Raw genomic sequence first — 15675 nt, 5'->3', positions numbered from 1 at the left:
GCCCTTCGAGGTCAAACATGCGAAGCGTACGAACGCCGTTCCTGCAGCCATATCCAGGCCGGGGTGAAAGTCGCGCGTGAATCCCAGTGAAATCACTCAAGGCCGTACCGATCGACCGCAGCACGCACCTTGATGCCGTTCACTTCCCACGTTCATGCTTGAGCACAAACGCCAGCAGATATACGAGAGCGCAAGAGAAGCCAATAAGAACAGCCCCGTATCCGACCACAAGCCCCAACGTTTCACTCAACGACGCACCGATGGGGGCTCGAGGTAGTAGAATTTGAACAAACACGGCAAACAGAATGAAAGCCGATACCGCACAGAGTGCCACCAGCGTCATGCGGTGTTTTGCTTTCTTGTACGATTCACCGAGGTCCACATCCCGGCGCAGCGGCCGACCGGACTGGAACTGCTCGCAGTACAACTGTCTTCTTTCAAGCAGTTTTTCCCGCGATACACACAAAGCCGTAGAGATCGGCGAGAATTCGGAAACATTTGACGAAGCGAGAGCCGAGTCAAGGCAAGCTATTGCCTGGTCGTACTCGCCGCAAATCCGCAGGCCGTAGGCCAAGTGGTAGAGAAACTCAGAAATCTCAGGCCACTGTTCTACCGCTTCATCCGCCATTTCGCAGAGAAGCTCACCCTGCCTTTCGAAGGGATCGGCTTCAGCAACCGCTAGCAAGCAGACATGAGTAGATTGCGCCGTGCGTTGCGCATGATTCCACGCCAGATCCAGGAGCACACCTGCATGACTACTTGTAGCGTTTCGACTACGGTAGGCCGCGACCGCCCGGAGGGCTGCCGCCAATGCACTACCTCGAAGCTGCACGGACTGCCCAAGAAATTCCTGAAGAGAAGCATATTTGTGGTTCGCAAGCAGCTTGCCTGCCTTGTACAGGGAAGTGAATTTCAAAACCTCCCGTGACTCCCGGGGGGCATCAGTAGCGCTTTGACTAACGTCTTCTTCCTGGCACTCCTCATGGCGAGTCGCGAACGCGAAGTCCACTGCCCAGATTTCAGAGATGACATCTCGGATCGGATAGCCATCTTCGCTTGTTTCCGACACATGATCTTCGATCCATCGCGCGCACGATTCCACCGTCACTTCCGAAGGTCGGGTCGCGATCCGCATCCCCCAGTAAAGACCGGCACAGATCGCCCAAGGGTCTCTGGCTTCGACGGCTTCAATCCTGAAGGACGGCAGTTCCCCTGCTCGGATCAGTTCCTCCGCTACTTGCTCACAGGTGCGGGCGAGGTAGCGGTCGTCCTCTTCGCCGACGCGGCCGAGCCGCGCAGTAATCCCCTCCATGGCGTCATACCTACCACGCCTCTGTGCTGGACGGGAGCGGATCGACAGGGCCGTCTTACCGGTTGCCCTCCCATCGGCGGCCAGTGGTGGGTTCGCGGCGCACGGAACGCCTCGCCCGCTCGCCAGCGCCGCGGAGCACGCCGACCTCCGTGGCGGAGCGAGCGAGCAGGACAGCGACTGTGGCGAACGCCACAACAAACTGTTGAAGTGGCAGGTCAGGGGGCTACGCGCTGAAACCGCCACCACGAGCGCTCAGCTAGGAAGTCAACCTAAGGGCCTTTCACATGACTGCGCTTGACGCGTCGTCATGTGAATTTGCTGCACGTACGCCGCCGCCCTCGCGCCTCTGCGAGGAGGTTGCCGCCGGCTGGCATTCTCATGCAATATCCGGGACGGGTTCGCGACGCCTGCGCAGGTGTACTACAGAGGAGATAGGCTCGTGCACGCTGACGACGCAACGAATTCGCCCGAGAATAACGGCAGCAGTGCTCCCGCTGGGAAGTTTATGGGTTTCGGTGCTCTGCTGCGCCAGTGGCGACGCAATGCTGGCGTGACACAAGTGCGAGCCGCGAAAGCTCTTGCAATGTCGGAGCGAACGTACAGGAAGATCGAGCGGGGCGCTTCACCACCCCGTATTACGAAATCCCAGTGCGATGCCCTCGCCGAGCTTTTCGCTCTGGATCGGACCGAACGCCATGCCCTGCACCTGCACGGAGTGGGCAGCAGCGTGCACCGCTCGGAGCGACAGCTTCCAGTGCCTGCCGATATTCGCCTCCTCCTCACCAGGCAGATGCCGAACCCCGCTTACATCTGCGACCAACACTGGAACATCATTGCCTACAACGCGGCGATGGCACAGTGGTGGCCGTGGGTGACAGAGGACAACGCTAATCTGTTCCGGTGGAGCTTGCTCACCTCGGAAGCACGGTCGCAGTACCACGACTGGCCGGGCCGCGCACGAGCTGCGGTGAGGATGCTGAAGTTCGCACTTGCTACATCAGAGTACGACCCCGACCTGGATAACCTCGTCGGTCAAGTGCTTCGAGATTCTGAAGTCAGGGAAATCTGGGCATCCGACGAAGAGTTGGACGGATTCATCGACGGGCACCATTTCCGCATGACAGTGCCCGCTCTGGACTGGGAGCCAGTCAACCTGATCAGCCACGAGCTGCACCCGGCATCTCTTCCGGCATGGAAGTTCGTCGTCGTCACGTGGACGGAAGCATCGCGCGAAGAACCTCCGATTGACGTCACCGGACGCAGCGGCGTCTGCGAAAGCCCCCTCCTCGACGATCTTTCCGACCCGTGCCCGACAGGCACCCTTCACGAAGGACAGTCTGCCTGCAGCAGCACACTGACGCGTTCCGACCTACCTCAGGATCCGTCACGGGCTCTGGCAAAGGTGGACGAGCTGGCAGAGCACCTACACGGCCGCATGGCCGGGCTACAAGAGCTGCGAGAGACGGTGTGCGCGGAGATCGACCCGTCGGCCGACTGACGTAGCCCTGCTTCACTCTGGGCGGCCCCTCTTCTCGGGCAGCACGGGACAAGTTCATCTCTCAACTTGTCTACGCGAGATCGGCAAAAGCTTTCCGGTTTTACCCATCGAGCAAGTCATCTTGGTCCAGACCTGGCTCGCGAGGAACTTGACGCGCCAGCAGATCCATCGAATTGCCAGCCCAGAACGTTAATTGACTGTAAGTCAGCGGAAACTGACGTCCACTCACTTCCGAGCGACTAATGCCAAAAATAGGGCAAACGGCGCCCGTTGACGGTGCCGTACGGGCTTCGCTTAAATCTCTTCCGACCAAGTTCGACAACTGCTGCCGTCGAGAAGGGGAACCGACGATGAACTTTCGCAGCGACGTCTCCCACACCTGACGCGAAGCTTCTGGACCGTTCGCGAATCAAGGCTGGATCTTCAAGACCGCTTCCGAGTACGTTCAACGTCCGCTGGGAACCGCCCAGCAACAGCATACGAGGAGCGTCGCCCAAGGCCCACCCAGCACACAGCGACGGCGCCCGAGAGGTACCAGCTCTCGAACGCCGAACGCCTTGCCCCGCCCCTGCAAGGGCGGGGACCCATCACCACGTTTTCCCTACCAGCGGGCACCAACGTGGCGACTGCGAAGGAGATTCTTGCATGCCTTCTGCCACGCACGAAAGTGCAGCGGTCACAGGCTTCGCACTGGAACGCCGGACTCGCCCATGAGCGGACCAACACGCGAATGGGTGTGGGAGCACAGCACGAGCAGGGGAACCGCGCGACTTGTGCTGCTGTCTATCGCCGACCGGGTGGTCGACGAGCAGTGCATAGCCTGGGCTTCCCTCTCCAGCCTCGCCAAGCGCACCCGGGCGAGCAAATCGACAGTGCAGGCCGCACTCGTCAAGCTGCTGTCCAGCGACGAGCTAGAGCAAGTGGACGGTTTCACCGGCCCTTTGCGCAGCACGGTCTACCGGCTGCCCCTGGCTGCCAAGCAGCTGTCGGCAGGTAGGGCCCAGGACGTTACGCCGGCGCCTGGAGACGACCGGCTTTCCGCACTGAAACGCCTCGGAATTCGCCCTCGCGAGGAGCCGATTCTCGCCGCGACATACCGAAATCCGGACGGTCCGATTCCCGGTACCCCCGTCCGGGATCCGGTACCTCGCAGTACCGAATCCCGGCACACCGGGGTACCGGATCCCGGCACACAGAACCGTAAGGAACCTAACCGTAGGTACAACAGCAGTGCCGACGCACCCACAACGGCCGACCGTTGGCAGGTGGATGCCGTAGCCCGCGGTTGGGCCCTCCGGCAAGGGCACCTCGAGCGTCTCGGCGAAGAGGGGCTCGCCGCGGCCGACGCGAAGTGGCGGGCCCACCGGGCCACTTGGGGCAACCGTCCCGCCACGTTCTGGGCCGCCGACTGGCGCCAGTGGATCGCACGCGAGCACGCCCCCACTTCACACGGCAAGCGCAACGTGAGCAGCAAGACCCGTGCCGAAGCCCACACCGATGCCCTGCTCGCCGCTCTGGCTGCGGCCGATGAACTGGAGTAACACGTGGATCGCCGCGAAATCGCCGCTCTGCTGGCCTACCTGGGTCGGATCGACCCGCGCACCATCCGCACCGACGAAGGTGAGGCCGGCGACCAACTCGCCCAGTGGTACGAGCTGCTGAACGACGTGCCGATGGCCACTCCGTACGGGTGGGACGCAAGGGATGCGGCTCGCCAGCACATACGCACCTCTCCGTACCCGATCCTGCCTGCGGACGTCGCCCGCCCCTGGGAGCAGTACCGCCGTGACCGCCTACGGCGGCACACCGACCCGACGCCCACCTCCGACCCCGACGACCAGGCCGCATGGAGAGCTGAGCTGGCCAGCGTCCGCCGTGCCGTCGCCACCGGTGCAGCACCGCCCGCCCAGCACGAACTCGCCAACGGTCAGGGGCACAGCGAGGTGCTTGAGGAACGGCTACGGCAGATCGGATCGTGCATCCCGCCCGAAGCCCGAGCAGCGCTCGCGCCGTTCCGACCGGGCCGAGCCCGACGGGAGGCAGCCCTCGCCGAGGGCCGACCCGACCCCCTCACCGTGCACTGCACCTGGTGCAAGGCCCAGATCGGCGAGCGCTGCCGACGTATCAGCGGCGCCCGCGGAACCGCGCTGCTGACTGCCACGAACTCGCATCCCAGCCGTATCGAGCTGGCCGAACGCTCCCCAGAGCACACAAGGGCCTGACAGCCCCAACCAACCGTGCCGCACCACCACGGTGCCGCCTCCGAACAAGCCCATCCCGGCGGGCCATGCATCCCCGGCCGGGGATGTCTGGAGCACTCGATGCGCTACATCACGACCAATGACAGCAGTTCGCGCACCTACCGGAGCCTCACTGACACCAGTTGGCACGTGCGCGGTGCCTGCCACGGCATGGAGCCCGCCGACGCGGAAGCGACCTTCTTTCCCCACCCTCGTGACCACTGGTCCATCGACGAGGCGAAGGGCCTGTGCGCGCTGTGCCCAGTCCGTGAGGAATGCCTGGACTTCGCTCTTGAGCACGGAATCCTCCACGGCATCTGGGGAGGTCTCACCGACCGCGAACGACGGCGACCCCACGACCTGCTCGCCCAGCGCCTGGACTACCGCCGTGTACGGGCAACGGTCCAGGGGCGCCATGTGCACCTCACCGAGGAAGAGAAGACTGTCGTCATTGACCACGCGTACGTCCTCGGCTGGTCCCCGGCCCGCCTCGCTCTCGCCCTGCGGATAGGACACAAGCACGCTCGTGACCAACTCCGAAGGGCCGCCCACCGGGTGGACGACCGCGACAGGTACTTCGGAGTGCCGCGCCCACCCAAACGGCGACCGCAGACCTCACCACCCCGCCGTCGCCCGGACTCCGGTGCGACAGCGAGAACCGCGCACGCTCCGGTGAGAAAGGCCGCATGATCCACTCCACGCACCTGCTGGGCCTGGGTACCGCACTCGCCGCCCTGCTCCTGGTCCTCGCCGGGTGGGCAGTAGGGCGCCGCCGCTACCGGCGGGACCGTCGGCCCGGCAGCATCGAGGTCAAGGTCGCCGCTATCGCCGCGGCCGGCTGCACCGCCTATTCCGCCGACACCAGTTGGGCTTTCGCTCGGGATTACCTGGACATGGTCAGCACCACCGAACGCACTGCCCTGTTCGCCGTGGCCGAGCTGGCGCTGGTCTCCACCGCGCTGATGGCACGCAAGAACCTTGCAGTGCAGGGAACGCCGGGATTCCCCGGCACTCTGGTGTGGCTCATCACCACGGTGCAGGTGGTACCCGCGTACGCCGAGAGCGGCCTCGTCGGCGGCTCGGTCCGCGCCTTCTTCGGCCCGATCATGGCCGCCGTGCTGTGGCACCTCGCGATGGGCATCGAGGTACGGATCCGTACCGGAACCGCTTCACGCGGCCTCCTCACCACCCTCGGCAGAGAAGCGCGCGAACGACTCCTCTCCCGCCTCGGAGTGGCCAACCGCGACCGAGACGCCGCACAGATCACTCGCGACCGCGCCACCGCCCGCGCAGTCGACCTCGCAACCCGCCTCGCGGAGCAGTCGCCGCGGCAGCGGCAGTCCCGCCGCGGGCGCCGAACCGCCCGCAAGCTCTCGGCGGCGATAGGCCGAGCCGGAGCAGGCACCCACCCCGCTCAGCGCGCAGCTCTCCTCAACCAGCTAGCCGCGCGCCGCCACGCCCTGGCGCTCGTCACGGTCCCCCTGCCCTCTCCCTGGTCCCCGGTCCCCGATCACGACACCCGGGACCGGGGACCAGGGAGAGGGCAGGGGCCGGGGACCGGCAGTGCACTCCACCACGGGACCGTCCCCACCGACGAGGAGACAGGGACGGTCCCACTGGCCGGTCCCCGGTCCCCGGTCCCCGGCCACGACACTCGGGACCGGAGGCCGCAATCGACCGGAACGGGGACCAACAACGCCCCCCACCACGGGACCGTCCCCGTCCCTAGCGACGAAGAGACAGGGACCGAGGAGAGGACGGAAGCACCGCCTCTGTCGGAACACGGGACCGTGCCACCGGGGACCGAGCGACGCCCGGTCCCTCACCGGCGCAAGCCGACCCCGAAATCCAAAGCCACTGCCAAAAGCAAGCCGCGGTCCCGAGCACCGCAAGAGCCGTCGACCGAGTACCTCGTCGACCGGGTCCGGCCTCACGTCCCCGAACTCCTCGCCCGGGACGGCAACGCGCAACTCACCCGAGTCCAGCTACGCGAGATCCTCCGTGCCGATGGAATCGGCTGCCGCAACGACCGGCTGACACACGTACTTCGAACCCTCAACACGCCAACAGGGAGCCGTAGATGACGACCTGCCGCCGCTTCGCCCAGCTGCGCCAACGCTACGAGCGCGAGATCGACTACCAGATCGGGCGCGCCAAGCAGCACGCCGAAACCCCTTCGGGAAGGGCCAGCGCCACGGCCGCGAAGACCACAACAGCGCTGATGGCCAGGTCTCTCAGCAGCCACGTCAGCCGCTGCCTCGAATGCAGATAAGCCTCAAACCTGCAGGTCAAAGCCCCATTGAGCCACGCACACACGGTGCTGATGTCCTCCTAGGAGACTCCCGCATGCAGCTATCTGAAGACCGATACTCGCCCATCTGCCTGGAAGCCGCGGTGTGGGTCGACGTCCTGATTCGGCACGGCCTCCTGCACGCCGCCGTGCAGTTCCCCACCGGCCACTGGCTCATCGCCCGACACGCGGGCGACCCCGGACGTGCAGTCAACACGCCAGCAGAGGTCCTTGCTCTCGTCGCGGCAGTCCAACGCCGCGTCCGCTCCTCCGCCGGGCGCACCCGATGACCACCAGCGCCACCCCAGGAAGCGGCGGGCCCTTCAACTCGTCACCGGGGCGAGCAAGTTATCCCCTTGGATACTCCGCCCCGGGCGGAGTATCCAAGGGCTCCCCTGCCCCTCAGGGGCAGGGGCACGTCCAGCGCCGGGGGACGCCGGACGAGGAGGCCGCGACCGAGGGCGGTGCGCAGCCACACGGACAACCCGAGCACGCCGCAACGCCTCGTCCTCGCCGCCGCAAGTACCAGCGCCGCCAGCGCCCGCACGTCCGCACCACACGCTTCACCGACGGGGAACTCGCACGCGTGACCACCGGCGCGCAGGCCGCCGGCCTCACCGTCGCCGGCTTCCTCGCCCGCGCAACGCTGTCCGCCGCACGCGACCTCGACCGCACCGCGAGCCTCATCGCCGACGAACGGGCCGTCACCGCCGAGCTGTTCGCCGCCCGCCGACACCTCGGTCACATCGGCAACAACCTCAACCAGGTCGCCCGCGCGATCAACGCTGGTGCGCACCCACCGGAACTCGACGTGGTCATCGCTGCCACCCACCGCGCCGTCCAACGCATCCAGCACGCCACCGACCGGCTCCTCCACCAGGACCCCACCGCCCGGCATGATCCCCAAGATCCATAAACGCGGACAGCGCACCCTCGGTCTCCTCCACTACCTTTACGGCCCCGGCACGAGCGAAGAGCACACCGACCCGCACCTGGTCGCCTCCTGGGACCACAACGCACCCGACCCCGGCCGTGACCGCTCCGCCACCCTCAAGCAGTTGCAACGACTCCTCGACCAGCCTGTCCTGAACACCGACCCCCGACCCAAACGGCACGTCTGGCACCTGTCCGTGCGCAACAGCACCCACGACCGGACCCTGACCGATCAGGAATGGGGCGACATCGCCCGCCGCATGGTCGCCGCCGCCGGCATCGACGACCCCGCACGCCAGCCCGGATGCCGCTGGGCGGCCGTCCGGCACGCCGACGACCACATCCACATCGTCGCCACCCTCGTCCGCGAAGACGGATACACCCCCAAACTCAACCACGACGCCACCCGCGTCCAGGCCCAAGCCCGCCTGCTGGAAACCGAGTTGGGACTGCGCCGCCTCCACAAGGGCGACGGCACCGCCGCCAAACGTCCCACCAGCGCCGAACATCACAAAGCCCGACGACACGGCCGCACCCGCACCGCACGAGAAGAGCTGCGCGAAACCGTGCGCCGCGCCGCCGCCGGCACACACAACGAGTCCGAGTTCTTCGAACGACTGGCCGCCGCCGGCCTGATCACCCGCACACGTACCGCACCCTCCGGCGACCTCCTCGGCTACAAAGTCGCCCTGCCCGGCGACCGCAACAAGGACGGCAACCCCGTCTTCTACGCCGGCGCCCGCCTCGCACCCGACCTCTCCCTTCCTCGCGTTCGCGAGCGATGGAGCAAGACACCCTCGCCACCCGGCCCAGCCTCCCCCAACAAGCCCCCCAGCGCCGCATCCGCACGCCGCACGGCCACCACAGCCGCCTGGCGCGCGCTCCTCGTCATCCAAGACGCCCCCGACACGATCGCCGCGGCGCACATCGCCGCAACCGGCGAAGTGCTCGACGCACTCGCCGCAACCTCCGCCGCACACACCCGCCACGAACTACGTGCAGCCGCAACGGACTTCGAACGCGCCTCCCGCTCCCACATCCACGCCGAACGCGGCCACGAACACGCACTGCGACAAGCCGCCCGCGAGCTCACCCACGCCGGGCCGGCCCTTGGCCGCGGCGAAGACGGCGCAACCACCGCGATGGTGATCGACATGCTGGCCTTCCTCGCCACGGCCATCATGCACTGGCACGCGATCCGCGACCACGCTCAACAGGCCGCCTCCGCCGCCCACGCCGCCGAACACCTCCGCGCCGCCTACCAGACAGCCGCCGCCCAGCCCCTGAACACTCTGCGCCGTCGAGGCCACGACCTCAGCCCCCACCAACTCCAGCAGCTGGCCCACCTCCTGCAACAAGCAACACCGGAACTCGCCGACCACATCCTCCAAGAACCCAGCTGGCCCGCACTCGCCGCCCTCCTCGCCGAGACCGCTGCAGCCGGCCACAGCCCCGCCCCCCTCCTGGCCGACGCCGCACAAGGCCGAGAACTGCGCTCAGCGCGCTCAGTGAGCGAGGTACTCATATGGCGCCTGCTCCGCACCACCGCACGAACCGACACCACACCAGCGCCTCAACTCCCAGCCACGCAGCAGCAAGCCGCCCGACACCACACCCACGATGACACCCAGCCCACGCCCGATGCCGCCGGCAAGTTCTGCCCCCGACACACCCCCACTCGGACGTGACACACGCCGCAACGCGGCCGATTCACCGCAGGTGGCCCTTGTCGACGCCGCGAAGAAGTCGACCCGCCGGTTGTCGCAGTGGTTCCTCAAGCAGACCACAGACAGCGCCGCGCTCCACGATGTCCGGCCGTGCCAGCCGAACCTCGTCCGTCCTCAGGACAGAGAACGGACGAGGCAACATACGTCAGCCTGTCGGCTGACCGCTTCCCGCGCACATGTCACGGCTGCCGTACGCCTGATGCGGCGGGCAGGACTCGCCGGGTGCCACGGACACACGCGCTCCGCAGGAGAGGCAACCACTCTGATCGTCGGACATTGCTGACCTCCATTGCTGGTTGGTCGTGCTCGGTCCCTGCGATGGTGCTGTGGTGCGCTACACCCGCCCGCCGACCGGGTCAGCGGACAACGCGGGCGTAGATCTTCGCCGAGTCGGCGAAGAAGAACGTCACGCCATCGTTGCCTTTCCTGTTGCCCTCGCGAGCAGACCAGATGGCGATGTCGGTCAACTCGCGAGTGCCGGATTTTGCCACGAGTTCGGCCAGCCACCGCTCTTCGAAGAGCCCGCCGGCAGGCACCGCGTCAGGGTCGAAAGCCTGGTCGGCCTCTCTGATCTTCTCCGGCTGGTCGAAGTCGTCACCGGCACGCGACTCCGCGATGATCTGGTACCGGATTTCCTTCCCGCCAGCGTGCGCAACCACGCCGTACGGATACCGCTTCTCCCCGACATCCGCAAGCGGCTTCGGCTGCCCCCCGTCAGGTGCGATGCGAGCGAGATCAAGCACGAAATCTTGGAACCGGGCCGGGCGCATGAACGAATCCTCCAAAACGATAAGTGCGGGTGGCCGGACAAGGCTCGAGAACGGACAGCGGGAAAGCCGCCACACGCCCTACCATCTTCCGGAGCCGCTCGGGCCCGGCCACTTTGCCGCTATGCCCACACACGGGCACCACGGTCCACCCCCACTCGCGCGGGGAGCATCGACGATAGTTCACCTTCCCCGCGCGGAGAGTCCAGCCCACTCAACGTGAGTAGGCTGAGTCGCTGACCCTCCCCTGGCTCGCGCACTAAGCAGGCTCTCCCACCCGTCGGCTTCCCTAGCGTGGCCGGTTCACCTCCGCTCGCGAAGAGAGCACCCTTCCCGCCGCCGGACACCGAACACCCCAACGCGGTTCACTTCCACTCGCGCAGAGAGCACCCGGCCACGTCATAGGCCACGAGGACCAGCAGCGGTTCACCTCCGCTCGCGCAGAGAGCACGCCGGGTGCGGGGTGCCAGATACGCGCATGTCATGGTTCACCTCCGCTCGCGCAGAGAGCACCGAGACAAGCGGAAAATACCGTACGTCAAAGGCGGTTCACCTCCGCTCGCGCAGAGAGCACCGGTGCACTGCGCCAGGAGGTGACGGACGGCGCGGTTCACCTCCGCTCGCGCAGAGAGCACACGCCTACCCGCACGTGCGTAACCCCCCGCACCGGTTCACCTCCGCTCGCGCAGAGAGCACTCACTCGTGCCGGGGTAGGCCAGTTCGTCGGTCGGTTCACCTCCGCTCGCGCAGAGAGCACATCGTCTCCACCTCGGCGGCCTCCGCCGTGGCCGGTTCACCTCCGCTCGCGCAGAGAGCACCCGCGTCGCCAAGGCTGCGCACCCGCGAAACCCGGTTCACCTCCGCTCGCGCAGAGAGCACGCCTCGACGCCGCCGGGGACCGGGTCGCCGACCGGTTCACCTCCGCTCGCGCAGAGAGCACTGGGCCGCCTTCGACACAGCGGCGCTCACCTACGGTTCACCTCCGCTCGCGCAGAGAGCACGCACTCCGGTCTACCTCCAGGTAGCACGGAGCCGGTTCACCTCCGCTCGCGCAGAGAGCACTGCTCGAAGATCACGCGCGACCGGTCGTCGACCGGTTCACCTCCGCTCGCGCAGAGAGCACCGCCTCGGCGGCCTCCCACGCGGGGAACTCGCCGGTTCACCTCCGCTCGCGCAGAGAGCACGTCGGCGAGCCCGGCCGCCGCCCCCTCCCCGACGGCTCACCTCCGCTCGCGCAGAGAGCACGACGGCGACCCCTTCGCCTACCGGTCCCGGGCCGGTTCACCTCCGCTCGCGCAGAGAGCACCGACGGGCCCCCTTGCGAGCCCTACGGGGCGCCGGTTCACCTCCGCTCGCGCAGAGAGCACGTGAGGATGCGCTTATCGAGCGGCGCAGGACCCGGTTCACCTCCGCTCGCGCAGAGAGCACCGGCCGGGGCCGGCTCCGGGCACCGCCTCCAGTGGTTCACCTCCGCTCGCGCAGAGAGCACCAGACCACCAATCAGGTGGCCCACATCCTGAACGGTTCACCTCCGCTCGCGCAGAGAGCACTGACGCGTCCCCACCGATGTGGGGTACGGCCCCGGTTCACCTCCGCTCGCGCAGAGAGCACGAATCCGCACTGGAACTCTCCGCAGGTGATGCCGGTTCACCTCCGCTCGCGCAGAGAGCACGGCAGCGGCCCTGCGGAGCAGGTCCACAGCTTCTGGCTCGGGCGGTTCACCTCCGCTCGCGCAGAGAGCACGACGGCGGCCGGTTGGCGGCGGCTATCCGGTACGGTTCACCTCCGCTCGCGCAGAGAGCACTCAAGCTCGGCACGGATCTGCCCGTATACGTCCGGTTCACCTCCGCTCGCGCAGAGAGCACGACGTAGGCCGTGTTTTAGAAGTCGCGGGCGGCCAGCCATTTGGTGAGGTCGCCCGCGATCCGGTCACGATGGTTCTCGATGGCGATGTCGTGCTCGCGGCAGGTGGTGTCGTGGCGGACGATCTCGAATCCGTCCTCGTCTAGGACGGAGACAGAGGCGAACCAGGCTGGCTCGTCCTCGTCGGGCTGGATGACGATGAAGGTGTTGTCGCTGTCGTTCAGATCGCTGATCAGCATGAATAGGGCATCCTCGGACGGGTCGTCGACGTGGTCGCCGTTCTCGCTGTCGGCGCAGTAGTGCCCGGCGGCCACAGGTCCTCCCCATGTGCGTGCTGATCGAACCGGTGGCCAGGATGGCACGGCCGGACGACCAGCCGATGGGTCACAGCCACTGGTGGATCGCCGCGATCTGCACGGTGGCCTCGAAGCGGACCGCCAGCTTGTCGTAACGCGTCGCCACCGCCCGGTGTTGCTTGAGCCGGCTGATCCCGCACTCGACCGCATGTCGGGCCTTGTAGTCCTCCCGATCGAAGGCCGGTGGCCTGCCGCCCACACGGCCTCGACGCTTGCGGTGGCGGATCTGATCGGCCGGCTCGGCGATGGTGCACCGGATCCCGCGTCTGCGCAGGTAGGCACGATTCGCGCGAGACGAGTACGCCTTGTCACCCCGCACCCGCAGTGGCCTGCGCCTGGGGCGCCCGCCACCGACCTTGGGCACCCCAATCGCTTCGAGGACCGGTTCGAACTGCGGGCTGTCACCCCGCTGTCCTGCCGTGACCAGCAGCGACAGCGGCTTCTGGCCCTGCTCGCAGGCCAGATGAATCTTCGTGCTGAACCCGCCCCTGGACCGTCCCAGGCCGTGATCGTCCGGCTCTTGGCCGACCCCGCCGGGCGGCTCCTTCTGCCCGACCCCGTCTCGGCGGGCACCAGCGGCGTGCTGATGAGCCCGGCAGACCGTGGAGTCGACGTTCACCTCCCACGTGACCAGCCCGGCCGCATCGGCCCGCGCCTGGAGCGAGGCCAGCAGCCGAACCCACACACCCTCGCGTTGCCACCGGCGGAAGAGCCCATACACGGTCTGCCAGGGTCCGTACTCGCCCGGCAGATCACGCCAGGGAACACCGGTCCGCACCCGCCACCGCACCCCGTCGATCAAACGCCGACGGTTCTGCGGCCGACGACCCAACCTCACCGCCGGCAACAACGGCTCCAGCACCGACCACTGCTCATCAGAAAGATCCCCTCGCCCCACACCATGATCATCACGCCGCAAGGCAAGACCCGGAGACCAGTTCTAAAACACGGCCTAGTCCGGGTCGCACCCGACGGTGATGGCGGTTCACCTCCGCTCGCGCAGAGAGCACCAGGGTCGCGTTCGACCGCGAGGCTGCGCTGAAGGTTCACCTCCGCTCGCGCAGAGAGCACCAGTACGTCGGCCCTGGCGGCGACGATGTCGGCGGTTCACCTCCGCTCGCGCAGAGAGCACACCGCCAGGCCGCCGCGCTCGTGCCCTTCCAGCGGTTCACCTCCGCTCGCGCAGAGAGCACAGCGTCGACCAGGCGCTCGCCGCCATCGACGTCGGTTCACCTCCGCTCGCGCAGAGAGCACACCGTGGCGACGGAGGCCGGGGCGGTGCCCCGCGGTTCACCTCCGCTCGCGCAGAGAGCACGCGGGCCACCCTGGCCGAGGAAGATCGTCGTACGGTTCACCTCCGCTCGCGCAGAGAGCACACCGGGACGTCAGAGAGGCCCGCACCCCCACCGGTTCACCTCCGCTCGCGCAGAGAGCACTCGCCATACACCGGGGTTCCGCAGACACCGATCGGTTCACCTCCGCTCGCGCAGAGAGCACTTCGTGGCTGCGGTGGAGTGCGAAGCGCACCACGGTTCACCTCCGCTCGCGCAGAGAGCACATCTCCTGCGCGATCGGCTCCGCCCGCAGAATCGGTTCACCTCCGCTCGCGCAGAGAGCACGGTCAGGCATTCGCTCAGCGCGGGGGTGGCTACGGTTCACCTCCGCTCGCGCAGAGAGCACCGCTACAGCGAGACGCCCCGGCCCCGCAGGAACGGTTCACCTCCGCTCGCGCAGAGAGCACGTGTGTCAGGCGAGCGGAGCGGCGTAGCGCAGCGGTTCACCTCCGCTCGCGCAGAGAGCACTACTCCGGCCTCACCCGTGCCATCAACGACCTCGGTTCACCTCCGCTCGCGCAGAGAGCACAGATGGTGGCGTGCGCGGGCTGGTAGAAGGCGCGGTTCACCTCCGCTCGCGCAGAGAGCACCGATGCGCCCTGAGAAGGACATGGATCAGCTACGGTTCACCTCCGCTCGCGCAGAGAGCACGCCACCGCCCAAGCCACCGCCCGACGCAGCAGCGGTTCACCTCCGCTCGCGCAGAGAGCACACCCCAGGCCGCGCGTACGTCAGGCCCTCGAACGGTTCACCTCCGCTCGCGCAGAGAGCACCGTTCCAGCGCGGGCCCTGCCAGAGGCGGTTTCGGTTCACCTCCGCTCGCGCAGAGAGCACGGATGTGGTCGGCCAGCGTGGGTGCCGGGGGGCGGTTCACCTCCGCTCGCGCAGAGAGCACTACCACCTCGCCAAGCTCGCCGGATTCGGCGCCGGTTCACCTCCGCTCGCGCAGAGAGCACGGCTCCGCGATCATCACCCACACGATGAAGGACGGTTCACCTCCGCTCGCGCAGAGAGCACCCTTTCTGAGCTGGGTCGCTAGAGGAGCATTGCCATGTCTTGACTCTTTCTGTCGAAGGCGATCAGGGTGAGCCCGTCGAAGTCAGTCGGTGTGCGGCGTTGAGGTCCGGCGGTCCGTATGTCGAAGCCCTGCTCGTTGTCGTTGGGGTAGGCCAGGACAGCGGTTCCTCCGTCGGTGCAGGAACACACGGATTGCCAGAGTTCATCCCGCACACGAGCGGAGACAGTCCCGATGTAGAGCTCTGGCGTGACCTCGAGCAGCCATCGCGAGAGGGCGCCTCTGAGATGGTCAGGGACCGAGGTTGCAGAGAGAACGATCATGGAGGCCACGAACGATT

Annotated in this window: 14 protein-coding genes and 2 CRISPR repeat arrays; of the genes, 9 read left to right on the top strand and 5 right to left on the bottom strand. The window is 67.0% G+C overall.

The features are described from left to right. Positions 1–139: 139 nt before the first annotated feature. Complete coding sequence (locus JGS22_RS15230; protein ID WP_211040268.1) at positions 140–1312, bottom strand: hypothetical protein; 1173 nt, start codon at positions 1310–1312, stop codon at positions 140–142. A 439-nt stretch (positions 1313–1751) separates the two neighbouring features. Between JGS22_RS15230 and JGS22_RS15225 the strand changes: the two genes are divergently transcribed. The 9 genes from JGS22_RS15225 to JGS22_RS15185 all read left to right on the top strand — a co-directional run bounded on the left by JGS22_RS15225 (position 1752) and on the right by JGS22_RS15185 (position 9961). Next, entirely contained in the window at positions 1752–2810 is a 1059-nt protein-coding gene (locus tag JGS22_RS15225; RefSeq protein WP_211040267.1) for a helix-turn-helix transcriptional regulator, read from the top strand. Positions 2811–3520: 710 nt separating this feature from the next. Further along, positions 3521–4351 (top strand): helix-turn-helix domain-containing protein, encoded by an 831-nt coding sequence (locus tag JGS22_RS15220; RefSeq protein WP_211040266.1) that lies wholly within the window; start codon positions 3521–3523, stop codon positions 4349–4351. A gap of 3 nt (positions 4352–4354) precedes the next feature. Next, complete coding sequence (locus tag JGS22_RS15215) at positions 4355–5032, top strand: zinc finger domain-containing protein (protein ID WP_211040265.1); 678 nt, start codon at positions 4355–4357, stop codon at positions 5030–5032. 99 nt (positions 5033–5131) lie between these two features. After that, complete coding sequence (locus JGS22_RS27120; RefSeq protein WP_211040264.1) at positions 5132–5740, top strand: WhiB family transcriptional regulator; 609 nt, start codon at positions 5132–5134, stop codon at positions 5738–5740. Beyond that, complete coding sequence (locus JGS22_RS15205; RefSeq protein ID WP_211040263.1) at positions 5737–7134, top strand: hypothetical protein; 1398 nt, start codon at positions 5737–5739, stop codon at positions 7132–7134. The genes JGS22_RS27120 and JGS22_RS15205 overlap by 4 nt, the downstream gene beginning before the upstream one ends. Continuing rightward, on the top strand, positions 7131–7322 hold the full coding sequence (locus JGS22_RS15200) for a hypothetical protein (RefSeq protein WP_211040262.1): 192 nt from the start codon (positions 7131–7133) through the stop codon (positions 7320–7322). Before JGS22_RS15205 ends, JGS22_RS15200 begins: the two co-directional genes overlap by 4 nt. 74 nt (positions 7323–7396) lie before the next feature. Beyond that, the gene (locus tag JGS22_RS15195; protein ID WP_211040261.1) at positions 7397–7630 is read left to right on the top strand and encodes a hypothetical protein; all 234 of its coding nucleotides are present in this window, start codon (positions 7397–7399) and stop codon (positions 7628–7630) included. Continuing rightward, positions 7627–8256 (top strand): MobC family plasmid mobilization relaxosome protein, encoded by a 630-nt coding sequence (locus JGS22_RS27400; RefSeq protein ID WP_211040260.1) that lies wholly within the window; start codon positions 7627–7629, stop codon positions 8254–8256. The genes JGS22_RS15195 and JGS22_RS27400 overlap by 4 nt, the downstream gene beginning before the upstream one ends. Further along, on the top strand, positions 8237–9961 hold the full coding sequence (locus JGS22_RS15185) for a relaxase/mobilization nuclease domain-containing protein (protein ID WP_236073157.1): 1725 nt from the start codon (positions 8237–8239) through the stop codon (positions 9959–9961). The genes JGS22_RS27400 and JGS22_RS15185 overlap by 20 nt, the downstream gene beginning before the upstream one ends. A gap of 395 nt (positions 9962–10356) precedes the next feature. On the opposite strand, the gene JGS22_RS15180 is transcribed toward JGS22_RS15185, so the two are convergent. The 4 genes from JGS22_RS15180 to cas2e all read right to left on the bottom strand — a co-directional run bounded on the left by JGS22_RS15180 (position 10357) and on the right by cas2e (position 15667). Next, a complete protein-coding gene (locus JGS22_RS15180; protein WP_216815001.1) occupies positions 10357–10770 on the bottom strand; it encodes a hypothetical protein in 414 nt (137 codons plus the stop codon). A gap of 296 nt (positions 10771–11066) precedes the next feature. Next, positions 11067–12632: a CRISPR direct-repeat array (repeat unit 29 nt; unit sequence CGGTTCACCTCCGCTCGCGCAGAGAGCAC). Between the two features lie 15 nt (positions 12633–12647). Beyond that, positions 12648–12944, bottom strand: coding sequence for a hypothetical protein (locus JGS22_RS15175; RefSeq protein WP_211043812.1), 297 nt, complete (start codon positions 12942–12944; stop codon positions 12648–12650). A 70-nt stretch (positions 12945–13014) separates the two neighbouring features. After that, positions 13015–13884, bottom strand: coding sequence for an IS5 family transposase (locus JGS22_RS15170; protein WP_211043814.1), 870 nt, complete (start codon positions 13882–13884; stop codon positions 13015–13017). Between the two features lie 82 nt (positions 13885–13966). Further along, a CRISPR array of direct repeats spans positions 13967–15337; the repeat unit is 29 nt; unit sequence CGGTTCACCTCCGCTCGCGCAGAGAGCAC. Positions 15338–15355: 18 nt separating this feature from the next. Then, the gene (gene cas2e / locus JGS22_RS15165; RefSeq protein WP_211042122.1) at positions 15356–15667 is read right to left on the bottom strand and encodes a type I-E CRISPR-associated endoribonuclease Cas2e; all 312 of its coding nucleotides are present in this window, start codon (positions 15665–15667) and stop codon (positions 15356–15358) included. Positions 15668–15675 lie beyond the last annotated feature (8 nt).

The organism is Streptomyces tardus, from assembly GCF_018101125.2.
Taxonomy (GTDB): Bacteria; Actinomycetota; Actinomycetes; order Streptomycetales; family Streptomycetaceae; genus Streptomyces; species Streptomyces tardus.
Note: the sequence above shows the minus strand (reverse complement) of the source record. Positions and strands in the feature narration are given on the sequence as shown.